Here is a 23867-nt window from a genome sequence, read left to right as displayed (position 1 = left end):
ATTAAAAAAGTCCCCACAACCGCAGGGACTCTTTCCTCATAATAAGTTTAAGTACTTATATTTCTTATAGTCCGAAACCGATACCAACGGACCAAACTCTGTTTTTAGCCGAACCAACATTAGGTGATAAGTTCGTCAAACCTAAACCATAACCAGCATTGATCTGAAATCCGTTGGTTAATTGATAACCTGCTAAGAAATTTACACCAAAATCGGTACGCTTCATTTCGTCTCCAGAACCACTGCCAAACTTAATATCATCTTCCGTTGTGACACCGGCATGAGTTTGCTTACTTTTGCCACTTAATCCAAAACCGACATATGGTCCTGCGCCAACAAAGAAATTACCGGACGCACCAGTAGGCAATTTAGCTACTAAATTGACTGGGATATCCAAAGACATAACAGTTACTTTATTTTCACTTGATCCTTCGCTGATGGATTCTTTCCCACCTTTATTTTGCAGGGATAATCCTGGCTGAATAGAAAATGTTGGTGAAATTGGTGCATCCAAATAACCTGTCACAAAAAATCCTGTGATAGATTTTGTACTACCATTGTCCATGGAATATTTAGGAATATTTACACCCGCACGTAATCCATAACCCAATCCTCCTTGTGCAAATGCGCCCATTGATCCAAATAAAATTGCTGCAGATAATAATAATTTTTTCATGTTTCCCAATTTAATTACTTTGTTCTTTATCTTTTATTCTCATATATTTCCTGTATGAGATTTCTGACAACGTGTTTTGCAATATCTATTCCAAAATATATAATACGTTCATTTTCAAATCAAAAAAATATTAAAATTCAAAAATACTATACTTACTAATGTCCTTTAAAAAAGACAATTGGTGCAGTAAATTCCACCTTACTATTTTGGTAATAATCATCTAAAAAAGCCTTCATAAATAGCTGGATACTTTTTTGAAGTAAAGCGGCTAAAATTTCGCTTTCAATTGCTAAACACATTTTCATAAACATGTGTTAAAGGCTATGCATTGAAAATACAAGCTTGGTTTTCAGAGTAATGCTTAAAAACTCAAAAGTTTTATCATAAAGATTTTTTAATTCCAATTATAAGTTTTATTTTTGCAGACCTTCAAAAGGAAAAAATAGGGTCGGATGGCCGAGTGGCTAGGCTGAGGTCTGCAAAACCTCCTACAGCGGTTCGAATCCGCTTCCGACCTCGTTTTATTTTAAACAATAAAAATATTATCAAAATGGGAGTTACACGTTTAAAAAGAAAAGATAGAAGAAATAAAACTGTTTCACGTGTTGAAGTTCAGTTTTTGAAATTAGGAACTAACGTAGAGTTGGGTTCTAGATCAAAAATGAAAGCTAGCAACCAAATCGTTAAAAACGATGCTATCTTAAATCAATTAGCTTCAGAAGCTAAATAAGTAAGAAGAATCTAATAGCCTTTAAAGTATAACTTTAAAGGCTTTTTAATAGGTCCACCATTTGGTGGACTTTTTCTTTTGAGCTCATCCACTGTGCTTCATCCATTCCATTGACTTGAGCCTGCTTAAATCTCATTTTCGAAACATGGAGCTCCTTTGCCGAACTGTGTATCGCAACTGCACCCGTTTCTTTTAAAATGTGAACGATATTAGATGCATCGACACCTGCACCAGGCATAATTACAATACGGCCACTGGCTTGTTGAACCAACTCTTTGAGTAATGAAACTCCAGCGAGTGCAGAATTTCTTAAACCGGATGTCAAAATACGATCTATCCCCATATCAATAACGTCTTCCAACGCACGGAAAGGATTTTCTACGCGATCAAAGGCGCGATGGAACGTAACATGCATGGGGCGTGCAGCTTCAACCAACCGCAAGGTATTGACTTTATCGACCGTACCATCTGCATTCAGCATACCGATTACAACGCCATCCATCCCCAACTGCTTACATATTTCAATATCTGCGATCATTTCCAAAATCTCAGTCTCGGTATAAAGGAAGTCGCCTCCACGTGGCCTGATAAGCACATGAATTCCAATGTTAACCAATTTTCGTACTAACTGTAGCTGGCCAAACGAAGGTGTAGTTCCCCCGTTTTCTAAATTTTGACAAAACTCTACGCGGGTTGCTCCCCCCTTTTCGGCCTCTATAGCAGACGCCACAGAATTTGAACAGATTTCTAATTGGTAATTTCCAATCGCCTTTTCCTTCATTTGATTTTATTAAGCTATTTTTTGTTTACGCGAATAACGTAAAAAAACAGCAAATAACCTATTCTCTTCCCTGTATTGGACTAATACTAAGGTTAAAAAGAGTAAAACTAATAGTTACGCATACAAATTAAAACATTAAAAACATTCTGCTTACCTATTTGTATTTACCTTACATATTTTTATTTAAACAGCTAAAAATCAATTGTATATCATTTTAAGTAAATTATCATGGCAATTGTATCGAAGAATATGGAGACGCAGGAGAAAATTATCAGCACTTTTGAAGAGCTCCAACAAGCTATTTATGACCTTAAGCATCAAGTCGTTGAATTTGAGCTACTTTTCAATCAGGCGTGCAACAGACATATTGATTCCAATTTCCAAAAGGAATGGTTGCTGGATAGAATTTCTTCGCGCTACGATATGATAACACTTCGCCACGATGTGATGCTGCTGGTTCGCGACACAATTTCTGGATTCCGGGATTTTGACGGTTATTTTCTTGATGTCAAGCAGTTACTACAGTCGATCGAATCATTGATGCTCAGCCATGCCGATGAGGAAGAATATGAAATTGCAGCTATTATCAAAAAATGGCATGAAAAATTTGCCCAAGCGATTTATTTCGTAAACGACTTCACCTATTAAGTCGCCGTTTTGTTATACTTTTGCAGCATTGTAAAATATTGAGAAATGCGCAAACCTTCAGCTATTGTTGACTTACATACCGATGCCTTCCTTGATGATTGGGAAGATTATTCACCAGAGGAACTCTTACAGGAATCCATTGATTTTATGCGATCTAATCTAGACGCAGCTATTTATTGGGAAATGAACGAAATAAAGTTTATTCATGGCAAGGGAAAAGGAATGCTCAAAAAAATGGTTTTTGAAGAACTGAAGGAATACAAGGATAATGGATCTATTGAACGTTATTATACATCCTACCAGAATGAAGATATTGTGGTCGTTGTCATAGGATTTTAAAAAGGCTACCTATTCTCAGGCAGCCTTAGCGTGATGTGCTGTTACTTAATTGCTGGTGTAATAATCACCTTACGGAATTCAACCGGACCGTGATCCCCCTGGAAATAGATCGGTCCCGGCTCTGCCTCTTTGCTATCCAACGCACCGCCAGTTATGCCTGGGATTTCTTGATTACAGATCACAGTCTTACCATTTGCCACTACCGTCACGAGACGGCCAATAAGTGTAATGTCGAATGTTTGCCATTGTCCGGCTCCTTTATTGACCATTTCATTGGCAGCTAAAAAGCCATATACCCCTGCGAAAAGCACGGCATTTGGATGGGCATCCTTGGGACTATCCTCTATCTGAACCTCATAACGACCTCTCAGGTAAACTCCACTGTTGCTCCCTGCTGGAATTTTAAACTCGACTTGCAATTTGAAATCTTCAAATTTTTGTTCAGAAACTAAATTAGATCCGGACTGCGGACTGGTTAAAATACCATTTTTTACCAACCATTGATTTGTCTTACCTGTGGCTTTCCATCCGGATAGATCCTTGCCATTGAATAGTTGAATAGATTTACCCCATTTGACAGCAGCGGTGCGCTTTAGTTCTGGAGCGCGTGTACCTTTAAAACGATATGTTTTGCCATCCGGCTCTGTTATCGTTCCTTCCAAAACACCATTGACAAGTTCGCCCTCCACACTCAAATTCATCTTTCCACTCTCCCATTGAGGAGGGATAGAAAACTTAAATTTTCCTTTTTCGTAAAACACATGAGAAACGGGTCGGGCACTCCCAGAAGTACTCACATAGTGACCGACTAACGTTCTATAGCCTGACAATTTCACCTCTAACCAGGATGGTGCTGGTGTACCGTTGACATCCACTTCGATATCCCATCGCCCTATCAGCTCTTTACCCTCTACATCTTGTTGATAATGGAAAGACTCTCCAACTGAATGTGTAGCAAAGGTTACTTGCGGTAATGCACAAGAGGCCAAAATTCCTAAAAGAAATGCCGCTTTTCTGTTCATATTATTTATGTTTATATTCGAATTGACAGTAAATTTAAAGCAATTTAACTGTTTAACAGCGGGTTTACAAGGATATTATGTTAAAAATAGATATAAAAAAAGCCCTAACTTTCGTTAGAGCTCTCTTAGTCGGGGTGGCAGGATTCGAACCTACGACCTCCACATCCCAAATGTGGCGCGATACCGGGCTACGCTACACCCCGAAAAAGGTATCACCTTTGTTTTGTGTGGCACAAAAGTACATTAAATATAGCTATCTTTCAAGAATATTCTTCATAAAACACTTAACAAACTGATTTATTGTAAAATAATTTATAAAAGATTTAATACCTCAATCAATTTCGGTATAAAAACTAATATAACACCCTCCTAATTTGTAGAATAAATACACAAGCAAACGATTAAAATAGTGGTAGCTTAAACGGCAGGACCGGCTAAATGTTCTAAAGATTGAGCAATAGCGTATCTGAAAGACCCGAGATCTTCATCCTGTCCCGAAACAAAAAAAGCCCTAACTTTCGTTAGAGCTTTTTGTAGTCGGGGTGGCAGGATTCGAACCTACGACCTCCACATCCCAAATGTGGCGCGATACCGGGCTACGCTACACCCCGAAAAGGTATCACCTTTGTTTTGTGTGCACAAATATACGCTTATTACAATTTATTTGCAAATGAAATGCACAAAATAAAACTAACCTGTTGTTTCATTGCGACATATTCTTACTCACAACCGTCTTTTCCATTTACAGCACCTCTCCGATAACTCGCTTTTATTTCAGCACTTAACATGTTCGGATATGAACATCAGGTGTTCATATCCAAACACTTAAATCATTAAAAAAAAATGTAATTCATTAACTACTAGATATTTATTGATTTGGCAGTTTTTTTGAAACTGACCGAAATTAATATTTTTAAGAGTCTGTAGATTAAGATATTATTCAAAGCTATTGATTATCAGAAGATCAAAATGAACACATATAACGAAAAGTATGATAAAGAATTATTTACAAATCGCATGGCGGAACCTGATGAAAAACAAGGTCTTCTCCTTTATCAATATTCTTGGTTTAACGATAGGGATCACGGTCTGTGCTATGATATTCCTATTTATTGCCAATCAGTTTAGTTTTGACAAATTTCACAGCCAGGGTGACCGCATTTATCGCCTCATGCGCGGTTTCGACAATAGCAAAGATCGTGCACCTTATTTATCTGCCCCATATGCTCCTGCCCTATTAACCGATTATCCGGATGAAATCAAAAAGGCTGTACGAGTCATGCCCGCCAATGGACTATTCGCTTTTGATAGCATTACGTTCAATGAAAAAAAACTCTTTATTGCTGATGCTGATTTCTTTGAACTCTTTAGCTTTCCCCTGCTCAAAGGAAATCCAACGACTGTTTTGAAAAACCCAACAAGTGTAGTATTAACAGAAAAAACAGCGAGAAAATATTTTGGAAATGACAATCCAATTGGCAAAATACTCCAGTTGGATAAAAGCAAACAACTCACCGTTACAGGGATTGCAAAAGATCTTCCGGTCAACTCTCACTTAGATTTTGATTTGGTCATTCCATTATCCAACTATATCAATACCGAACCGTTCAAAGCATGGGAAAACAACAACTTATTTACTTATATCCTACTCAACGAAAATAAAAACGCCCAAAAACTTGAAAATCAGCTCCCCTCTTTTATGGACAGGCATATGAAAGCGGTTTCCACAAATATGGGAATTCATTTTGATCTAGCGCTCACCCCGCTGAAAGACGTATATCTTGAGTCACACAGCGCATTTGACAGTGCAAAACATGGTGATAAAAAAGTCATTTACATCTTTTTATCGATCGCCATACTCATATTGGTTATCGCCTGCATCAACTTCATGAATCTTTCAACGATACGTGCGGTTGACCGATCAAAAGAAGTCGGCTTACGGAAGGTGCTCGGAGCACAACGTATTCAATTAATGGGACAGTTTATCGGAGAGTCTATTTTACTAACTGCAATATCCTGTTTGCTCGCCATCTGCCTGCTACAACTATTAATGCCCATATACAATCAGCTCTTGGGATACACGCTGACAGTTCCCTGGAATTGGTGGACCATCTATATTTTTCTACTGGCGCTTATCGTTATTGTAGGCTTATTAGCAGGCAGCTATCCTGCATTATACCTTTCGACCTTTTCCCCTACACAAGCATTAAAAGGCAAATTACGCATAGGTAAAGGTGGAACGGTGTTTCGCCATACGTTAGTTGTGGTGCAGTTCAGCATCTCCATTCTGCTTATCATAGGTACAATGATTATTACCAAGCAGATGAAATATGTAAAAGAAATGGGGCTTGGATACGACGACCAACAGACCGTCGTTATCCCTATTGACAATGAAGAACTATATAACAACCTACGTACATTCAAAAATGAACTATCTGCGAGCAGAGACATTGCATCGGTCTCCTTTATGTCTGGCGAACCAGGCGGCTTTTTCGATAGCCACACATTTGAAGTAGAGAGAAAAATCGGTGAGAAGTGGAAATCCAGAACTGAATTCACTGATTTTGATTACGTAAGCACCTTAAAACTTAAAATAATTGCCGGCCGTAACTTCTCGGCGCAATATCCAACAGACTCCGCTAGCGCCGTACTAGTTAATCGTACTGCAGCATCAATGCTCGGATATACTCCAGAACAGGCCGTTGGAAAATGGATAAAAAATACGATCCGTGACCAATCTCCACGAACAATCATCGGCGTAGTGGACGACTTCAACTTTCTATCCCTAAAAGAAAACATGGATGCACTCGTGATTTCTCCTTCCGATGACCTAAGGGTAGCGCTTCTGAGATTGAACACAAAGGATTTCCCTGCGGCGCTAAATACTATTAAAAAGGCATTTGCTAAATCAGCTCCCTTATACCCTTTTGAATATAGCTTTTTGGACCAAAAGTTTGACACCCTCTACAAAACCGACCTCAGGCAACAGCGCATTCTTAGTCTTTTTGCGGGATTAGCCATATTTATAGCCTGTCTCGGCCTGTACGGCCTAGCTTCATTTACGGCTACCAAAAGAAATAAAGAGATTGGAATACGTAAGGTGCTTGGCGCCTCGGTATCCGGCGTTACAGCATTGTTGTCAAAAGATTTTCTGAAACCCGTACTAATTGCTTTACTTATCGCGGCACCAACGGCCTGGCTGATCATGAATAAATGGCTGGAGGACTTTGCTTACCGCATTACTATTCCATGGTGGCTCTTTTTGCTCGCTGGAGCTGTGACGATAGCTATCGCTCTGATGACGGTAGGATGGCAAGCCATCCGAATAGCGATAGCCAATCCTGTAAATAGTTTACGAGACGAATAATAGACAAAACAAAAAAAGCTCGACGAATGTCGAGCTTTTAAGTCGGGGTGGCAGGATTCGAACCTACGACCTCCACATCCCAAATGTGGCGCGATACCGGGCTACGCTACACCCCGAAAAGGTATCACCTTTGTTTTGTGTGGCACAAATATCTAATCATTTTTTGACTTTGTCAACAGTCGACCAAAAAATAATCACTAACCAACTGATTAATTGCATACTATTTTTACAGGAATAATATATTCTCTAGCCTTTCCTTGTCGAAAACCCCGCCTAAATAACTGCCAAAGGAATATTCAAAATATCTTTAAATTATCCAATTCATTTTCATATCTTTGCATCCGATTTGAATATCAGTCAATAGTTTTTTAAAAAAGTATTTTTATATTCAGAAAATAAGTCGTAATATTGCATTCCGATTTTTACAGGATATAAATCGTTAATAATTACTCGAAATCATGGATTTAGTAAAATTTGTAGAAGAACAAGCGGTAGTAAAGAATGAAATTCCCGCTTTCAAAGCTGGAGATACCATCAGCGTTCATTATAAAATTCGCGAAGGAAATAAAGAGCGTGTACAGGTGTACCAAGGTGTAGTAATTCAATTAAACAGCGAAGGTGCTAACGCTACTTTTACCGTTCGTAAAATCTCAAACGGTGTAGGTGTTGAACGTATTTTCCCTGTAAACTCACCAAACATTGAAAAAATTGTAGTAAACAGCTACGGTAAAGTTCGTCGCGCGAAATTATTCTATTTACGCGGCCTTACTGGTAAAGCTGCTCGTATTAAATCGAAAAGAATCTAATTACGACTACCACGGCATAAAAAAAGGCTTTGAAATCAATCATTCAAAGCCTTTTTTTATGGACTATAGATTTCCTTTTTACCCCCCAATACATATTACCAACTTCCTTCTGTAATAAATTTAGGATAATTATATCTTGCTCTTTAAAATAGTCCCCTCTTTTTGCCTCACTAAAACATTTTACTTACTTTTAATACCGTATTATCTTCACTTTATTTTTGGCTCGAATAATTAAACTATATATCGATGAGAACTATCGCTTTTATCCTTATTTTTATTATCTATCCGAACTTTGCTTTCGCACAGCGGAATATGAAAGAATTTCTTCAACTACAGCCGCAGCCTCAAGTGTATTATGTGCAGCCAATAACAGATGCTATTATTATAGATGGCAAAGACAGTGAAGATTCGTGGTCTAAAGCCGTATGGACAGATTCTTTTAAGGATATTGAAGGAGCACAAAAACCTCATCCCATATTTGACACAAAAGTCAAGATGCTTTGGGACAAGGAAAACCTATACTTATTTGCTAAGCTTGAAGAGCCTCATATTAAAGGATATTTAAAACAAAAGGACACCATCATTTATCACGACAATGACTTTGAGGTTTTTCTTAAGCCAAATTTACTATCTCCGGAATATATAGAGATTGAAGTAAATGCTTTAAATACGGTCATGGATCTTTTGATGACTAAACCGTATCGCTTTGGCGGCAGGGCTAATCTAAATTGGGACACAAAAGATATTGAAAGCGCCGTTTATCATTCAGGAACAATCAACAACCCAAAAGATAAAGATGAATATTGGACAGTGGAAATGAAAATACCGGTTAAGAGTCTGAAATACTTTGGCGAAGGAGATCAGATTAAGGCCAATGAGATCTGGAAGATAAATTTCTCCCGCGTTCAATGGCTTTATGAGAATACGGGAACAACTTATAGCAAGAAAAAAGACGATACTGGAAAGACTCTTGCCGAGGAGAACTGGGTATGGTCTCCTATTGGTCTTGTTAATATGCATTATCCTGAACGATGGGGACATATCAAATTTATCGATAGTTCCAATCAGCTATTTATCGATGAGCAATTCTTATCTCTTGAAAAAATGGCCTGGAATATTTCTTATTTACAACAAATCTTTAGAAACGATAAAAAACGCTATGCGACGTCTATTTTGGAATTGAGCAAACTATATCCTGAAATTTTGAATGAGCGGAAAAAATATGACATCATATTTTCAAATAGTAATAATTTCTATCGTGTTGAAATCAAGTCAAAAACAAAGCGTACATTAAAGACAACTATAGATAGCCGGGGTAATATTTATTTTTAATTTAATTATTAGAGCAATCTTCAATGCTAATTTTTAATAATAATTGCTACCTTTGTATCCCGTACATAAAGCAACTATTATTGGTCATTTTGACCACATAAAATTGAAAATCCTTTAATTGTTATGACTAAATATATTTTTGTTACGGGCGGCGTTACTTCGTCGTTGGGGAAAGGTATTATTGCTGCCTCCCTTGCTAAACTTCTCCAAGCGCGTGGCTATAAAGTTACCATTCAAAAATTTGACCCTTACATTAACATTGATCCAGGAACACTAAATCCATATGAACATGGCGAATGTTATGTGACTGAAGATGGCGCCGAAACTGACCTTGATTTGGGTCATTACGAGCGTTTCTTGAATGTCCCTACCTCACAAGCAAACAATGTCACAACAGGCCGCATCTATCAACACGTTATCCAACAGGAACGTGAAGGTGCATATTTAGGAAAAACCGTTCAAGTAATTCCGCATATCACAGATGAGATAAAACGCAGAATGCAATTGCTGGGAGAGTCTGGTCAATATGATATTGTGATCACCGAATTAGGAGGAACTGTTGGTGATATTGAATCTTTACCCTTCGTGGAAGCAGTAAGACAACTCCGTTGGGAATTGGGAGCCAATAATTCGTTGGTTATCCATTTGACTTTGGTTCCATATTTGGCTGCTGCTGGCGAGCTGAAAACAAAACCTACTCAACATTCTGTTAAAACATTATTGGAATATGGGGTACAACCTGATATTCTTGTTTGTCGTACAGAACATAAATTATCTCAGGAAATCCGTAAAAAATTAGCGCAATTCTGTAATGTCAATATCAATGCAGTAGTCGAATCCATCGATGCTTCTACAATTTATGATGTGCCTTTACTGATGCTGAAGGAGAACTTGGATAAAACGGCATTAACAAAACTGAAACTTTCCAACAAAAATGAGCCTGATCTGGAAAACTGGAAAAACTTTTTAGGTAAGCTAAAAAACCCGACAAATGAAATTAATATTGCATTGATTGGGAAATATGTTGAACTTCCAGATGCGTATAAATCCATTACTGAAGGATTTATCCATGCGGGTGCTACAAATGAGTGTAAAGTAAAAGTGAGTTACATTGCCGCCGAAAGTGTTACAAAAGAAAATGTTGCTGAAAAGCTAAAAGGAATGGACGGCGTGTTGGTTGCTCCAGGATTCGGTGAACGCGGTTTGGATGGTAAGTTAAATGCTATCCAATACGTTCGTGAAAATAATATTCCTTTCTTTGGGATCTGTTTAGGTATGCAATGTTCGGTAATTGAATTCGGAAGAAACGTATTGGGACTGAAAGATGCCAACAGTTTTGAGATGGATGCCAACACGACTAATCCGGTTATCAATCTGATGGAGGAGCAAAAAACCATTACCAATATGGGTGGTACCATGCGTTTGGGCGCTTACGATTGTGAAATTAAAAAAGGAACTAAAGCCTTTGCAATCTATGGCAAAACAAAAATTTCTGAAAGACACCGTCACCGTTATGAATTTAACAACGACTATTTGAAGCAATATGAAGCGGCCGGAATGATTGCTTCAGGCTTCAATCCAGAGACTGGATTGGTAGAAATTGTGGAACTGAAAAACCATCCATTTTTCGTTGCCGGACAATTTCATCCAGAATTAAAGTCAACAGTTGCAAATCCTCACCCACTTTTTGTTAGCTTTGTAGCCGCTGCTTTGGCCAACAAGAAATCAAAGTAGTAATAGAAGGATACAATTAATTAAGTTTAATTATTAAAAATGGATAGAAATACCCTAATTGGTTTGGTCCTGATGTTTGCTATCATCACTGGTTCATTTTACCTGATGAAGCCTTCAGAATCAGAAATCAAACAAGAACAAGCGCGACAAGAGGCTAAAGCGCGTACAGAAAAAGGACTTCCTGCTGAAAGTGACTCTACCGCGAAAGCCAAAACAGCACAAACAGCAGTGATTGCTGATTCGGCGGAACTGAAAAAGCCTTTTGGTGCCACGAAATTTGGAACCGAGAAAGTCATCACGATTGAAAATGAAAAAATCATTGCCAAGATCAGCACGAAAGGCGGTAAAGTTAAATCTGTCGAACTAAAAGGTGAAAAGAATTTCAATGGAAAACCGTTGATGCTTTTTGAAGGTGAGGACAATAAATTTGGTTTTCTGTTTAATGCAGCGGGTCAAAACGTGGCAACAAACGATTTGTACTTCAATACAGAATCTTCGGATATCCAAGTTTCTGGTGAAGGAAAACAATCGGTAAAATTCAGACTAAATTACAGTGCCGACCAATACATTGAATATATATACTCTATTGCCGGCAAAGGTTATAATGTAGCGCTGGACATCCATACAAAAGGGATACAGAATTTAGTTCCACAAAGTCAAAAAACGTTGACCCTTAACTGGAATACCACGTTAAGACAAAAGGAACAAAATATAGAGTCTGAAAGACAAAAATCTACCCTTTACTATAAAGAAGACAATAAGGTAGATCATCTTTCAGAATCAAAAGACGCTGACGAAGCATTGGAGAAAAAAGTGGAATGGATTGCTTTTAAGCAACATTACTTTTCTAGTATCTTGAATGCGAAAGATGGTTTTGTGAATGCTAAAGTGGATGTAAAACATGCAACTGAAACGGATGTCATCAAGTTTTACAATACGAACGCGGAATTAGCATTTGATAACCATAAGGACAATAGCTATTCGTTGAACTTCTTCTTTGGTCCGAACCAATACAATGTGCTGAAAGCGGAGGGTAATGATTATCAATCGATCATCAATATGGGCTGGGGCCCTATGCGTTGGATCAACCAATGGATTACGGTACCAGTATTCAACTTCCTGGATGGTTTCCATATGAGCTACGGTATCGTGATACTCTTATTGACGCTGATGTTGAAATTGATCCTTTCGCCAATGACCTACAAATCCTATGTTTCTATGGCCAAAATGCGCGTATTAAAACCGCAGCTGGACGAGATCAAAGCAAAAGTCGGCGAAGACAACCAAATGTTGATGCAACAGGAGCAAATGAAATTGTACAAACAGGTCGGTGTCAATCCTCTTGGTGGATGCCTTCCCCTCGTATTACAAATGCCTTTTACAATTGCATTCTTCTATTTCTTCCCAAATTTGTTTGAATTGAGAGGACAGAGTTTCTTGTTTATGAAGGACATGTCAACCTATGATACCCTATTCACATTTGCTCCCATCTTTGGATCGTTTAACCACATTTCTTTGATGTGTATCCTGATGACATTAACAACGTTGTTGACCACTTGGTATAACAATGCTACATCAGGCGCTACAGGTCAGATGAAATACATGGGCTATATCATGCCGTTGATTTTCTTCTTTGTGTTGAACAGCTTCCCGGCTGGTTTGAACTACTATTACTTCTTGAGTGCTTTATTTACATTCTTGACGCAATTGGTAATCCGCACCATGGTGAATGATGAGAAAATATTAGCTAAATTGGAGGAGAACAAAAAGAATCCAAAAGCAGAAAAAAAATCAAGCTTCCAGGCTAAAATGGAAGAAATGATGCGTGCTCAACAGCAGGCACAACAAAATAAAAATAAATAGTAACATTTATTCGATTGATAAATAAGGCTTCCAGATTGGAAGCCTTATTTGTTTGTAAACTTTTGTAGCACTTTGCCAAACCAAACGTTAAAAGGGATGTTAATAGGTTAAAATTTAAAATATGAACTTTAAAAACATCGCAATATTGGCCATCTTAAGTATTGGTCTTGGTAGTTGTTCTGTCGTCAACAAGAAGTCGACTGATCAAAGTGAAAACAGTTCGACATCAGCTGTCGTTGGAAAAAAGTGGCAATTAATTGAAATCAATGGGCAGGCGGTAGCGGATCAAATCAATGGTAAAATGCCCTATCTGCAACTGGAGGAAAAACGCTACAGTGCAAGTGGGGGCTGCAATGGCATCGGAGGAGATTTAATACTATCCAAAAATGGAAAAATTAAATTTGCTCAGGGAATGTCAACTATGATGGCCTGTCCGGATATGTCTATCGAACAAGCGCTGTCAAAAAACTTGATCGCTGCAGATAATTACACTGTCAACAATGGTATTCTTAGCCTGAACAAAGCTAAAATGGCTCCATTGGCAAAATTTAAGTTGATCCAGGACGATAAGCAGCAACTTTCTGGAACTTGGGAGCTTGATTATATATCGGGCGCACGCATTGCTTTCGAGGGTCTATATCCCGACCGTAAACCAACAATGATATTTGACGCGGTCAGCGGAAAGGTAAGTGGCAATAGTAGCTGTAACAACTATAATATGACGTTCAAAACCAATGGAAATAGTATTAATTTCGGCCCAATTATGTCAACAAAAATGGCTTGCGAAGGGAATGGCGAAGCAACTTTTTTCTCTACCTTAGAAAAGGTGAACACATACAGTATCAGCGAGAATACCCTAACATTCATCATGGGCGATATTGCCATGATGCGGTTTAAACGCAAATAGTCAAGTTCAGTTTGCGTTTAATTCAGCTAAAAAGGGCTTTGTTGTTTAACAAAGTCCTTTTTAGTAATTCTCGACATCAAGAAACGAAAAGTTAGCCGGAGAGCAGCTACACGAAAGCACTAAATCCAGTTATACTTCGACCAACAATGAGGGAATTAATCTCCTTTGTACCCTCATAGGAATAAATTGCTTCTGCATCCGCCAGAAATCGCGCGACATTATACTCTAACAAAATGCCATTGCCCCCCATAACTTCACGGGCTTTGGAAACAATATCTCTCGTACGCAAAGAACAAAACACTTTTGCCAACGAAGCATGTTCATCTCTTAGCTCACCTTTATCCTGAAGTTCAGATAGCCTAAAGACTAGCGTTTGCATAGCGGTCAAATTGGATAACATTTCAACCAGGTGATTCTGAATAAGCTGAAAAGAGGCGATTGGCTTACCAAACTGCTTCCTTTTTCGGGTATAATCCAATGCATTTTCATAGGCTCCTCTAGCACAGCCCACAGCCATCCAGGCGACCCCGGCTCGCGTCATCTGAAGAACCTTACCTGTATCTTTAAAGGAGTCTGCCTTTTGTAAACGGTCACTTTCAGGAATGATACAATGATTTAAAGTAATGAGGCCATTCTGCACAATACGCAATGCCATCTTATCTTTGATCTTTTCGACAGAAAAACCTGGGTTATCCTTCCTTACAATAAAACCTTTGACTTCTGCATCATCGAGATCCCTAGCCCATATAATTGTAATATCGGAAAAAGTAGAATTTCCGATCCATTTTTTCTGACCATTCAAAACCCAACCATCGGTTGTTTTTTTACAAGTTGTCGTCAATCCGCCTGCAGCCCCCGAGCCCACTTCAGGTTCTGTTAATCCAAACGCACCTATCACCTGCATCTGTTGCATCTTGGGCAACCACTCTTGCTTTTGTTCTTCAGATCCGCAAAGATAGATTGACCCCATTGCCAAACCACTCTGTACGCCAAAGAATGTTGCTACAGAAGCATCCACACGTGCTATCTCAGCCGCTATAATTCCTTCCATCAAAGAACTTCCGCCCATACATCCATACCCATTGTATGTATAGCCACAAATATTTAATGCCGCCAGTTTGGGTACGATTTCAAAAGGAAATTCATCTCTCAACCAATATTTATTAACTATTGGTTTGACTTCGGTCTCCATAAATTCTCTCACCTTCAATTGTAAAGCGCGGTCTGTATCGTTTAATTTACTATCCATCGCATAGAAATCACCATTAATAGGAGGCAATTCTCGCTTTTCCTTTCCGGAATTCAGCATTTTCATTAAACCATGCAGCTGTTTATCATCCATTTTTGATACAGCATCCATAACTGCTCCCAAATCCACTTTTTTTGCTATTTCTTCCAATTTGGCAAAGTCTATCGATTTTGCCAAATCCATTATATTCTTAACTTTATCAAACATATGTGTGTTTTTTTTAAAAGTGCGTACTTCTCAAAATAAGAAAAATAACCGAAAATTGTTTGCTATTTAATAACAGTTGGACCGATACATTTGTCGAGTTAGAGGCTGCACACAACTTATGCACAACAAATAGACAAAGATCCACCCAGCGATTGCCTTACTTAACCCTTGTAACGCTAAAGGATAGCGCAGTCGAAAGCCTCAGATACACGTCTTGCTAAAAAAAATAAAACTTTGATAAACAATCTATTATATAAATTTTTTAAAAAAATGTATTTTTTGGGTTACCTTTTTTGGTTACGTGTATTAACAGATGAAAAAGAAAATTATTTCAATTTAAATTAGAAAATTAGAAAATGAAAAACGCATTAAAATTCGGTTTCTTAGGTTTAGCTTTAACTGTAGCTTTCGCATCTTGTAACAATTCAGAGAAAAAAGCTGAAGGTGCTGCAGATTCAGCTTCTGCTTTAGTTGATTCAGCTGCTAACACTTTAGATTCAGCTGCTAACCACGTAGATTCAGCTGCTGTTAAAGTTGATTCTGCTGCTGCTAAAGTTGATTCAGCTGCTACTAAAAAATAATTTAGGACTGAATAACGCTTTTGGAAGGCCTTTTTTAACAAAAGGTCTTTCTTTTTTCAAAAAGAGAAAAATCTGGGGTTACCTTTTTAATTTATCGGTATTAACCCCTAAATAACAAGATTTAAAAATATTTAATTTTAATAAAATGAAAAACGCATTCAAATTCGGTTTCTTAGGTTTAGCTTTAACATTAGCTTTCGCATCATGTGGTGAAACTGGTAAAACAACTGACGCTGCTACTGATTCAGCTAATGTTGCTTTAGATTCAGCTAACACACAATTGGATTCAGCAAAAACTGCTGTAGATTCAGCAAAATCAGCTGTAGATTCAGCTGAGTCTAAAGTTGATTCAACTAAAGCTGCTCACTAATTTTCTGAAATAGAATTTAGACTTGATAAAAAAGCTTCCTTCACCAAGGAGGCTTTTTTTATATCTGCGCCAATTAAATTGCTAAGCTCCAAGCATTTTTTTACCTTTGCCAAAAAATCATTCAATCTATGGCTTTATCATCTTTAACAGCAGTTACTCCTATCGACGGACGCTATTACAATAACACTCATGAACTTTCAGCATTTTTTTCTGAATTTGCTTTAATAAAATATCGCTTACGCGTGGAAGTGGAATATTTTATTGCATTAGGTGAATCAGGTATTGCACAATTGCAACAATTTGACAAAAGTCTAAATGAGAAATTGCGTGATATTTATAGAAATTTTTCTGAGGAAGATGCTGTTTGGATCAAAAACACAGAGAAAGTTACGAACCATGATGTTAAAGCCGTTGAATATTTTCTGAAAGACCAATTTGAAAAATTAGGACTACAAGACTACCTTGAATTTATTCATTTTGGTTTAACATCCCAAGATATCAATAACACAGCTATTCCGCTTTCTTGGAAAGAAGCTATAAAAGAGAGCTACTCGCCAGCGATTGACGAGTTGCTTCATGAATTAAAATCATTAGCGACGTCATGGTCAGGCATTCCGATGCTGGCCCGTACCCATGGACAGCCTGCATCTCCAACTCGATTGGGCAAAGAATTTTATGTTTTTATTGAACGAATGGAGCGACAGTTACAACTACTCAATCAAGTACCATATTCTGCCAAATTTGGTGGCGCAACAGGTAATTTCAATGCGCATCAGGTTGCTTATCCGGAAACCAATTGGATCAATTTTGGAAATAATTTCGTCAACAATGTCTTGGGTTTGGACCGGTCACAAACCACAACGCAAATTGAACATTACGATAACTTTGCGGCGAGCTGTGATGCTTTAAAACGCATAAACAATATCCTGATCGACTTATGCCGCGATATCTGGACTTATATTTCGATGGATTATTTTAAACAAAAAATCACTGCCGGACAGATCGGTTCATCTGCTATGCCCCATAAGGTCAACCCCATTGACTTTGAAAATGCAGAAGGAAATTTGGGCATTGCAAATGCTATTTTCGAGCATCTCTCCGCTAAATTACCGATTTCACGTCTTCAGCGTGATTTAACAGATTCGACAGTTTTACGTAATATTGGTGTTCCATTTGCACACACACTCATTGCCGTTAAATCGACATTGAGAGGTTTACGAAAATTGATATTAAACGAACAGGCATTGGCTGATGACCTTGAAAATAACTGGGCTGTTGTTGCCGAAGCATTGCAAACCATATTACGAAGAGAAGGCTATCCAAAACCGTACGAAGCGCTGAAAGATCTTACACGTACAAACACGCGGGTAACGAAAGAAACAATCGCAGCGTTTGTCGATCAGCTCCATGTTTCCGATAAAGTTAAAGCAGAACTGAAAGCGATCAGTCCTGCTAACTATACGGGGGTCACTTTATAAGCTTTTACTTATAAATGACCTTAATAAAGCTCCTTTTGATATATATTTGCTTGGAATAAAAAAATAGATAATACATGGCTACGATTAACGTATATACAGAATCTACACCCAACCCTTCTACCATGAAATTCTTGGTCAATAAGTTATTGATCAACGGTAGTGTGGATTTTCCAAATAAAGAAGCAGCACAAGATTCGCCGTTTGCACTTGAATTGTTCAAATTTAATTTTGTAAATGGCGTATTTTTCGCGAGTAACTTCGTAACTATCACCAAAACGGAAGATGCGGAATGGGAAGACATCGAAGCTTTGTTGAAAGATTTTGTAAAAGGGGCTGTAGAGTCTGAACTTGCTGTAAAAACGGTACACCACGACACAGAAGTGAATTTTGAGGGCACCGAAACTGAAGTAAAGATACAACAAGTTTTACACGATTATGTACGACCTGCTGTTGAACAGGATGGGGGTGCCATACATTATAAATCATTTAATGAAGGTGTGGTAACGGTTGAACTAAAGGGTTCTTGTAGTGGTTGTCCATCATCGACAATTACTTTAAAAGCAGGCATTGAAGGATTGTTGAAGCGCATGGTTCCGGAAGTGACTGAAGTTGTTGCTGAAGCCATGTAATCTTAGCTTCACATTTATAATAAAAAGGATTCGGCAATTAGTAGTGCTGAATCCTTTTTTTATGTCCGGTAATGTAAAAGGTCTGAAAATATCCAGCGTATCAAAGTACTAGTCAGGTAGGCAAAACTCCTCGGCTTCACTAGCATTTTTTGATTGCTATCCTGCGAACCTTCTTCTGAAGCGGCTTGATATTCGGGCATAAGTCAATATAAATTCATTTTTTAACAAGCATCTAGCTTAAAAATAGTTAACTTTACGACCAATTGTGAAACCAACAAAAAAAATGAGTGCAGATATTATCAAACTAGAACAAATTGCATCACAGGTAAGACGTGATATCGTACGTATGGTACACGCTTGTCAATCAGGACACCCAGGTGGTTCGTTAGGTTGTACAGATTACTTTGTGGCGCTTTATTTCAATGCAATGAAACGNNCAAGGATTATCTGTTGCAATTGGTGCCGCACAGGCAAAAAAATTGAATAAAGACAATAATCTAGTTTATGTATTAATGGGTGATGGTGAATTGCAGGAGGGCCAAGTTTGGGAAGCTGCAATGTATGCACCACACAACAAAATAGACAATCTGATCGCTACTGTTGACTACAACAAAGCGCAAATTGACGGATCTACGGATCAAGTATTATCTCTTGGTGATCTTCGTGCAAAATGGGAAGCGTTCGGCTGGGATGTGATGGAAATTGCGAAAGGCAATGATATGAACGCTGTGGTAGCTGGTTTGGCAGAAGCCAAGTCACGTACAGGAAAGGGTAAACCTGTCATCATCCTAATGCATACCGAAATGGGCAGTGGTGTTGATTTTATGATGGGCTCTCACAAATGGCATGGTGTTGCTCCAAGTGACGAACAATTGGCGTCGGCGTTGAATCAGCTTACAGAAACTTTAGGAGATTACTAGAATGAAAAAATATACTTATACAGAGTCAAAAGATACACGTTCAGGATTCGGAGCGGGCTTATTGGAAGCGGGAAAGCAAGATGAAAATGTGGTTGCATTATGTGCTGATTTGATCGGTTCGTTAAAAATGAACGATTTTATTAAAGAGTTTCCAGAGCGCTTTTTCCAAATCGGTATTGCGGAAGCAAATATGATGGGTATTGCAGCCGGGTTGACTATCGGCGGTAAAATCCCATTCACGGGTACGTTCGCGAATTTCTCTACTGGCCGTGTTTACGATCAAATTCGCCAATCGATTGCATACTCTGACAAAAATGTAAAAATTGCTGCATCGCACGCGGGTTTGACATTGGGTGAAGATGGTGCAACTCACCAAATCTTAGAAGATATTGGTTTGATGAAAATGCTACCAGGAATGACGGTGATCAATCCTTGCGATTTTAATCAAACAAAAGCGGCTACTATTGCAGTAGCTAAATATGAAGGTCCAGTTTATTTGCGTTTTGGCCGTCCTGTTGTTCCTAACTTTACCCCTGCTGATCAAGAATTTGTTATTGGTAAGGCGGTGTTATTAAATGAAGGAACAGATGTTTCCATTATTGCTACGGGTCACTTAGTGTGGGAAGCTATACAAGCTGGGGAAAAATTGGCAGAATTAGGTATTAACGCCGAGATTATCAATATCCATACAATCAAACCTTTGGATGAGGAGGCTATTTTGAAATCTGTTGCCAAAACGAAATGTGTGGTAACGGCAGAAGAGCATAATCGTCTTGGTGGTTTAGGTGATAGCGTGGCTCAGGTACTAACAAGAGAGTTACCTACTCCGCAAGAGTATGTTGCTGTCAATGATAGTTTTGGGGAATCAGGTACTCCTGCTCAGTTGATGGAGAAATACGGTTTGAATGCAGCAGCTATTGTTGCAGCGGCTCAAAAAGTAATCAAAAGAAAATAACAATACTACGCAGGTCAATATATGGATGACGCTTTAATTATAGCAAAGTTCGCTGAAGAAAGTACGCGAGAAGAAGCTTTCCGTTTATTGTTGAAGAAATATCAACAGAAGATTTATTGGCATGTGCGAAGAATGGTCATCGATCATGACGACGCGGACGATGTTGTGCAGGATATCTTTGTGAAAGTATGGAAGAATCTTGGAAACTTCCGAGAAGACTCGCAACTATATACTTGGCTTTATCGCATTGCAACGAATGAATGTATCACCTTCTTAAATAAGAAAAAACAAAAGCAGAACGTGTCGTTGGATGACGACACGACTGCTTATTTGGCAGAAACACTTGCTGATGGCAATTACTTTAGCGGCGACAAGGCTCAAATGAAATTACAACAGGCGCTGTTGACCTTGCCGGAGAAACAGAAATTGGTTTTCAATATGAAATATTTTGAAGACATGAAATATGACGAGATTTCAGAAGTACTCGGAACGAGTGTTGGGGCGCTTAAAGCTTCATATCATTTAGCCGTCAAAAAAATTGAGGCTTTTTTTAACAACAATGATTAAACCTTTTGGCTAAATTAGGCTCTAACAGATACTATGAAGGAAAATGGCACATATCATGATGGGCTGGAGCCTAACAATCTTCCAGCATCGTTGCGTAAAAATCCATTTGACTTACCGGAAAATTATTTCAATGATCTAGAATCAAAAATAATTACGCAAGTCAAATTGGTTGAAAGCAAAGACACCGTCTTTGAGGTTCCAGAAGGATATTTTGACAATCTCTATGATGTCATTGTGTGTAAAATAGCGGAAGATAATTTAAAAAGTCAAGTCATAGTGGACGGTTTCGAAATTCCTGAAAATTATAGTTCTGAGCTTTCAGGATCTATTCTCAGCCAAATTTCAGAAGACGCATTAAAAGAAAAAGTTTCATCTGATGGTTTTACAATGCCTCATGATTACAACCACGTCCTTGAAAATTCTATTTTTTCACGTATAGCTGAACACGAATTGAAGGATACAGTTCTTACAGATGGATTTTTGACGCCAGTTGACCATGAGAAAACCTTAGAATTGACTATTTTATCGCGTATTGCTGAAGAAAAATTAAAAGAAACTGTTGATACTACCAATTTTGATGTACCCCAACATTATTTTGAGAATCTGTCAGATCGAATTATTAACGCTGTACAGGAGGTTGAAAAAGATGTTACACCTATCCATCGCATAGGCAGGCCAAAAAAATGGTATGCTCGTTACGCTGTCGCTGCATCTTTTGCGGCCATGTTGAGTATGGGGGGGTACTGGGGCTATCAATATCTACAACAAAATGTTGTTGCTGCAGATGGGATCACAGAGGAGCAACTGAGCCAGCATTTATCTGAAATTCCTAAGCAAGAAATCATCAATTACCTTGCAGCGTCAGCGTCTGGTGATGATATGATATATATGTCCCAATATACTGATGAAGCTAATCTCCCTACTAATGGATTTGGCAGCAATTTATCTAAACAAGAAATAGAAGATTATCTAAATTATACCTTATAATGATGTTCAAGAAAAAATACATATGGATAACATTGTTCTTTAGTATATTTTCTATTGCCTTGAGCTTTGCACAAGACAAAAATCGATTTCAAGCTATAGAAAATGAAAAAATAGCTTACATTACTAAAGAACTAGATTTGACGCCAAGAGAGGCTCAGCAATTCTTCCCACTCTATAATGAGTATAGTCAAACACTTTGGGATATCAGAAAAGAAAAGTTAAATGGTGCTACTAAAAACAGCTTTAGAAATGGTTCGAGAGATATATTACAGTACGATGCGAAAGAAGTGGAGATCAAAAAGGAATACCGGGCTAAATTTGCCAAAGTGATTGGCAACGCGCGGGCATCGCAATTTTTCGAAGTTGAGCAAGAATTTAGGGAACATCTTTACAAATCCCTGCAGAATAGAAGAAAATAATCTTAAAAATAGAAAAGAAGTCTTAAAGACTTCTTTTTTATTTTCGGACATTTGTAATATCATGTTAAGCAACAGAGAATTATTTTTAATGAATACTGCTCAAACATCTAGCTCTCCTAGATTGGTTGAAGTGGTAAAGGCTGAAGGTGTTTACCTTTATGGCCCCAATGGAGAAGAATATATGGATTTAGTCTCCGGGTTTAATGTCAGCAATATAGGCCATCGTCATCCAAAAGTGTTAGAGGCCATAAAATCACAATTGGATAAATACTTACATGTCACCGTTTATGGTGAATTTGTGCAGGTTCCTCAAGTGCAGTTTGCAACAGAATTACTCGCAGAGCTCCCTGCTCATTTTCAATCTGTTTACTTCACTAACAGCGGAACTGAAGCGGTAGAGGGTTCCATGAAAATAGCAAAGAAATATACTGGCCGTAGGCAGATTATAGCTGCAAAAAAAGCCTATCATGGCAGCACACAGGGTGCACTCAGTCTGATCGGAAACGACGAGTATCGTAAAGCGTATGCTCCTCTCCTACCCGAAATAGATTTTATCGAGTTTAATGAGCTGGAAGACCTAACAAAGATTACCGAACAAACTGCTGCAGTTATACTCGAAGCTATTCAGGGGGAAGCTGGTGTTCGGGTGCCAGACATCGCTTACATGCAAGCCGTCAGAAGACGCTGTGATGAAACTGGTACCTTACTCATCTTTGATGAGATCCAAACTGGCTTCGGCCGGACAGGCCGTCTTTTCGCTTTTGAACACTTTGGTATTGTTCCCGATATCTTGATGCTCGCCAAAGGTATAGGCGGCGGTATGCCCTTGGGGGCTTTTATTGCAGCAAAGGAAGTTATGGATGTTATTAAAGATAATCCTATGCTTGGGCACATCACGACTTTTGGTGGCCATCCTGTGAGTTGTGCAGCAGCTCTGGCTTCGTTAGCAGTCATCAAAACAGAAAATTTAGTTGAGCAGGTAGAAAGAAAAGCTCTTTTATTCAAAGAAAAGCTCAAACATCCTGCGATCAAAGAAATTCGCGGATTAGGTCTTATGATGTGTCTTCAATTGCACTCTTTTGATCAGGTTTACAATGTGAGCAGGTACTGTGCTGAGAATGGGGTAATGATTGATTGGTATCTGCATTGTGAAACAGCCCTGCGTGTAGCTCCGCCATTGACGATTACAGAACTTGAAATCGAAAAAGCGTGTAATATCCTTATAAAAGGTTTGGAAAAGTATGCTTAAAAGTATGTAACTTTAAGCATAATAAATCCTCATAATAAACAAAAACCTAAT

At 38.3% G+C, this 23867-nt stretch carries 22 protein-coding genes, 4 tRNA genes and 1 pseudogene; 20 read left to right on the top strand and 7 right to left on the bottom strand.

What is annotated here, in order from left to right:
• Window positions 1-64 precede the first annotated feature (64 nt).
• Complete coding sequence (locus tag B3139_RS08740; protein ID WP_293881971.1) at window positions 65-676, bottom strand: porin family protein; 612 nt, start codon at window positions 674-676, stop codon at window positions 65-67.
• Window positions 677-1122: 446 nt separating this feature from the next.
• Here B3139_RS08740 and B3139_RS08735 point away from each other — a divergent pair.
• Together B3139_RS08735 and B3139_RS08730 are read left to right on the top strand one after the other, a co-directional pair.
• Window positions 1123-1193 (top strand) — tRNA-Cys (locus B3139_RS08735).
• Window positions 1194-1226: 33 nt separating this feature from the next.
• Window positions 1227-1406 (top strand): hypothetical protein, encoded by a 180-nt coding sequence (locus B3139_RS08730; protein WP_046671880.1) that lies wholly within the window; start codon window positions 1227-1229, stop codon window positions 1404-1406.
• A gap of 34 nt (window positions 1407-1440) precedes the next feature.
• Here the strand turns inward: B3139_RS08730 and B3139_RS08725 are convergent, their stop codons facing one another.
• On the bottom strand, window positions 1441-2187 hold the full coding sequence (locus tag B3139_RS08725; RefSeq protein WP_293881965.1) for a copper homeostasis protein CutC: 747 nt from the start codon (window positions 2185-2187) through the stop codon (window positions 1441-1443).
• A gap of 228 nt (window positions 2188-2415) precedes the next feature.
• On the opposite strand from B3139_RS08725, the gene B3139_RS08720 reads away from it, so the two are divergent.
• Window positions 2416-2835 carry a hypothetical protein gene (locus tag B3139_RS08720; RefSeq protein ID WP_209581568.1) on the top strand — a complete coding sequence of 140 codons (420 nt, stop codon included), beginning with the start codon at window positions 2416-2418 and terminating at the stop codon, window positions 2833-2835.
• Between the two features lie 45 nt (window positions 2836-2880).
• Window positions 2881-3174, top strand: a complete 294-nt coding sequence (locus B3139_RS08715) for a Smr/MutS family protein (protein ID WP_293881962.1) — start codon at window positions 2881-2883, stop codon at window positions 3172-3174.
• 41 nt (window positions 3175-3215) lie between these two features.
• Here the strand turns inward: B3139_RS08715 and B3139_RS08710 are convergent, their stop codons facing one another.
• From B3139_RS08710 to B3139_RS08700, 3 genes are all read right to left on the bottom strand, one after another.
• Complete coding sequence (locus tag B3139_RS08710) at window positions 3216-4196, bottom strand: 3-keto-disaccharide hydrolase (protein ID WP_293881960.1); 981 nt, start codon at window positions 4194-4196, stop codon at window positions 3216-3218.
• Between the two features lie 129 nt (window positions 4197-4325).
• A tRNA-Pro gene (locus B3139_RS08705) sits at window positions 4326-4399 on the bottom strand.
• A gap of 334 nt (window positions 4400-4733) precedes the next feature.
• Window positions 4734-4807: transfer RNA gene (locus tag B3139_RS08700), tRNA-Pro, on the bottom strand.
• Window positions 4808-5187: 380 nt separating this feature from the next.
• On the opposite strand from B3139_RS08700, the gene B3139_RS08695 reads away from it, so the two are divergent.
• The gene (locus B3139_RS08695) at window positions 5188-7563 is read left to right on the top strand and encodes an ABC transporter permease (protein WP_293881958.1); all 2376 of its coding nucleotides are present in this window, start codon (window positions 5188-5190) and stop codon (window positions 7561-7563) included.
• A gap of 42 nt (window positions 7564-7605) precedes the next feature.
• On the opposite strand, the gene B3139_RS08690 is transcribed toward B3139_RS08695, so the two are convergent.
• Window positions 7606-7679 (bottom strand) — tRNA-Pro (locus tag B3139_RS08690).
• Between the two features lie 342 nt (window positions 7680-8021).
• Between B3139_RS08690 and rplS the strand changes: the two genes are divergently transcribed.
• The 5 genes from rplS (at window position 8022) to B3139_RS08665 (ending at window position 14205) form a co-directional block, all read left to right on the top strand.
• On the top strand, window positions 8022-8369 hold the full coding sequence (rplS, locus tag B3139_RS08685) for a 50S ribosomal protein L19 (RefSeq protein WP_209581561.1): 348 nt from the start codon (window positions 8022-8024) through the stop codon (window positions 8367-8369).
• A 246-nt stretch (window positions 8370-8615) separates the two neighbouring features.
• The gene (locus B3139_RS08680) at window positions 8616-9701 is read left to right on the top strand and encodes a carbohydrate-binding family 9-like protein (RefSeq protein ID WP_293881955.1); all 1086 of its coding nucleotides are present in this window, start codon (window positions 8616-8618) and stop codon (window positions 9699-9701) included.
• Between the two features lie 123 nt (window positions 9702-9824).
• Complete coding sequence (locus B3139_RS08675; RefSeq protein WP_293881953.1) at window positions 9825-11435, top strand: CTP synthase; 1611 nt, start codon at window positions 9825-9827, stop codon at window positions 11433-11435.
• A 39-nt stretch (window positions 11436-11474) separates the two neighbouring features.
• Window positions 11475-13298: a membrane protein insertase YidC gene (gene yidC / locus B3139_RS08670; protein WP_293881951.1), complete on the top strand. Its 1824-nt coding sequence runs from the start codon at window positions 11475-11477 to the stop codon at window positions 13296-13298.
• Between the two features lie 121 nt (window positions 13299-13419).
• The gene (locus tag B3139_RS08665) at window positions 13420-14205 is read left to right on the top strand and encodes an META domain-containing protein (RefSeq protein ID WP_293881949.1); all 786 of its coding nucleotides are present in this window, start codon (window positions 13420-13422) and stop codon (window positions 14203-14205) included.
• 106 nt (window positions 14206-14311) lie between these two features.
• On the opposite strand, the gene B3139_RS08660 is transcribed toward B3139_RS08665, so the two are convergent.
• Window positions 14312-15661: an acyl-CoA dehydrogenase family protein gene (locus B3139_RS08660; protein WP_293881947.1), complete on the bottom strand. Its 1350-nt coding sequence runs from the start codon at window positions 15659-15661 to the stop codon at window positions 14312-14314.
• 356 nt (window positions 15662-16017) lie between these two features.
• On the opposite strand from B3139_RS08660, the gene B3139_RS08655 reads away from it, so the two are divergent.
• The 10 genes and pseudogenes from B3139_RS08655 (at window position 16018) to B3139_RS08610 (ending at window position 23816) form a co-directional block, all read left to right on the top strand.
• Window positions 16018-16242 carry a hypothetical protein gene (locus B3139_RS08655; protein WP_286778244.1) on the top strand — a complete coding sequence of 75 codons (225 nt, stop codon included), beginning with the start codon at window positions 16018-16020 and terminating at the stop codon, window positions 16240-16242.
• 145 nt (window positions 16243-16387) lie between these two features.
• A complete protein-coding gene (locus B3139_RS08650) occupies window positions 16388-16612 on the top strand; it encodes a hypothetical protein (RefSeq protein WP_293881943.1) in 225 nt (74 codons plus the stop codon).
• 128 nt (window positions 16613-16740) lie between these two features.
• Entirely contained in the window at window positions 16741-18090 is a 1350-nt protein-coding gene (purB, locus tag B3139_RS08645) for an adenylosuccinate lyase (protein ID WP_293881941.1), read from the top strand.
• 74 nt (window positions 18091-18164) lie between these two features.
• The gene (locus tag B3139_RS08640; protein WP_209581510.1) at window positions 18165-18719 is read left to right on the top strand and encodes a NifU family protein; all 555 of its coding nucleotides are present in this window, start codon (window positions 18165-18167) and stop codon (window positions 18717-18719) included.
• Window positions 18720-19002: 283 nt separating this feature from the next.
• Window positions 19003-19639, top strand: a pseudogene (locus B3139_RS08635) (transketolase).
• 1 nt (window position 19640) lies between these two features.
• Window positions 19641-20594, top strand: coding sequence for a transketolase family protein (locus tag B3139_RS08630; RefSeq protein WP_293881937.1), 954 nt, complete (start codon window positions 19641-19643; stop codon window positions 20592-20594).
• Window positions 20595-20615: 21 nt separating this feature from the next.
• On the top strand, window positions 20616-21161 hold the full coding sequence (locus tag B3139_RS08625; protein ID WP_209581501.1) for an RNA polymerase sigma factor: 546 nt from the start codon (window positions 20616-20618) through the stop codon (window positions 21159-21161).
• A 33-nt stretch (window positions 21162-21194) separates the two neighbouring features.
• Window positions 21195-22148, top strand: coding sequence for a hypothetical protein (locus B3139_RS08620; RefSeq protein ID WP_293881932.1), 954 nt, complete (start codon window positions 21195-21197; stop codon window positions 22146-22148).
• Window positions 22148-22567, top strand: coding sequence for a hypothetical protein (locus tag B3139_RS08615; RefSeq protein WP_293881930.1), 420 nt, complete (start codon window positions 22148-22150; stop codon window positions 22565-22567). The genes B3139_RS08620 and B3139_RS08615 overlap by 1 nt, the downstream gene beginning before the upstream one ends.
• 61 nt (window positions 22568-22628) lie before the next feature.
• A complete protein-coding gene (locus tag B3139_RS08610; RefSeq protein ID WP_293881928.1) occupies window positions 22629-23816 on the top strand; it encodes an aspartate aminotransferase family protein in 1188 nt (395 codons plus the stop codon).
• Window positions 23817-23867 lie beyond the last annotated feature (51 nt).

The sequence above is a fragment of the Sphingobacterium sp. UBA1498 genome, assembly GCF_002325125.1.
Classification (GTDB): Bacteria; Bacteroidota; Bacteroidia; order Sphingobacteriales; family Sphingobacteriaceae; genus Sphingobacterium.
This window is presented reverse-complemented; position numbering and strand designations above follow the sequence as displayed.

Bases quoted from the DNA above. Each gene is read 5' to 3' on its own strand.
- purB (WP_293881941.1), top strand. From the start codon at position 16,741: ATGGCTTTATCATCTTTAACAGCAGTTACTCCTATCGACGGACGCTAT.
- B3139_RS08715 (WP_293881962.1), top strand. From the start codon at position 2,881: ATGCGCAAACCTTCAGCTATTGTTGACTTACATACCGATGCCTTCCTT.
- yidC (WP_293881951.1), top strand. From the start codon at position 11,475: ATGGATAGAAATACCCTAATTGGTTTGGTCCTGATGTTTGCTATCATC.
- B3139_RS08655 (WP_286778244.1), top strand. From the start codon at position 16,018: ATGAAAAACGCATTAAAATTCGGTTTCTTAGGTTTAGCTTTAACTGTA.
- rplS (WP_209581561.1), top strand. From the start codon at position 8,022: ATGGATTTAGTAAAATTTGTAGAAGAACAAGCGGTAGTAAAGAATGAA.
- B3139_RS08740 (WP_293881971.1), bottom strand. From the start codon at position 676: ATGAAAAAATTATTATTATCTGCAGCAATTTTATTTGGATCAATGGGC.
- B3139_RS08650 (WP_293881943.1), top strand. From the start codon at position 16,388: ATGAAAAACGCATTCAAATTCGGTTTCTTAGGTTTAGCTTTAACATTA.
- B3139_RS08675 (WP_293881953.1), top strand. From the start codon at position 9,825: ATGACTAAATATATTTTTGTTACGGGCGGCGTTACTTCGTCGTTGGGG.
- B3139_RS08610 (WP_293881928.1), top strand. From the start codon at position 22,629: ATGTTAAGCAACAGAGAATTATTTTTAATGAATACTGCTCAAACATCT.
- B3139_RS08680 (WP_293881955.1), top strand. From the start codon at position 8,616: ATGAGAACTATCGCTTTTATCCTTATTTTTATTATCTATCCGAACTTT.
- B3139_RS08665 (WP_293881949.1), top strand. From the start codon at position 13,420: ATGAACTTTAAAAACATCGCAATATTGGCCATCTTAAGTATTGGTCTT.
- B3139_RS08660 (WP_293881947.1), bottom strand. From the start codon at position 15,661: ATGTTTGATAAAGTTAAGAATATAATGGATTTGGCAAAATCGATAGAC.
- B3139_RS08730 (WP_046671880.1), top strand. From the start codon at position 1,227: ATGGGAGTTACACGTTTAAAAAGAAAAGATAGAAGAAATAAAACTGTT.
- B3139_RS08720 (WP_209581568.1), top strand. From the start codon at position 2,416: ATGGCAATTGTATCGAAGAATATGGAGACGCAGGAGAAAATTATCAGC.
- B3139_RS08640 (WP_209581510.1), top strand. From the start codon at position 18,165: ATGGCTACGATTAACGTATATACAGAATCTACACCCAACCCTTCTACC.
- B3139_RS08620 (WP_293881932.1), top strand. From the start codon at position 21,195: ATGAAGGAAAATGGCACATATCATGATGGGCTGGAGCCTAACAATCTT.
- B3139_RS08695 (WP_293881958.1), top strand. From the start codon at position 5,188: ATGATAAAGAATTATTTACAAATCGCATGGCGGAACCTGATGAAAAAC.
- B3139_RS08725 (WP_293881965.1), bottom strand. From the start codon at position 2,187: ATGAAGGAAAAGGCGATTGGAAATTACCAATTAGAAATCTGTTCAAAT.
- B3139_RS08710 (WP_293881960.1), bottom strand. From the start codon at position 4,196: ATGAACAGAAAAGCGGCATTTCTTTTAGGAATTTTGGCCTCTTGTGCA.
- B3139_RS08630 (WP_293881937.1), top strand. From the start codon at position 19,641: ATGAAAAAATATACTTATACAGAGTCAAAAGATACACGTTCAGGATTC.
- B3139_RS08615 (WP_293881930.1), top strand. From the start codon at position 22,148: ATGATGTTCAAGAAAAAATACATATGGATAACATTGTTCTTTAGTATA.
- B3139_RS08625 (WP_209581501.1), top strand. From the start codon at position 20,616: ATGGATGACGCTTTAATTATAGCAAAGTTCGCTGAAGAAAGTACGCGA.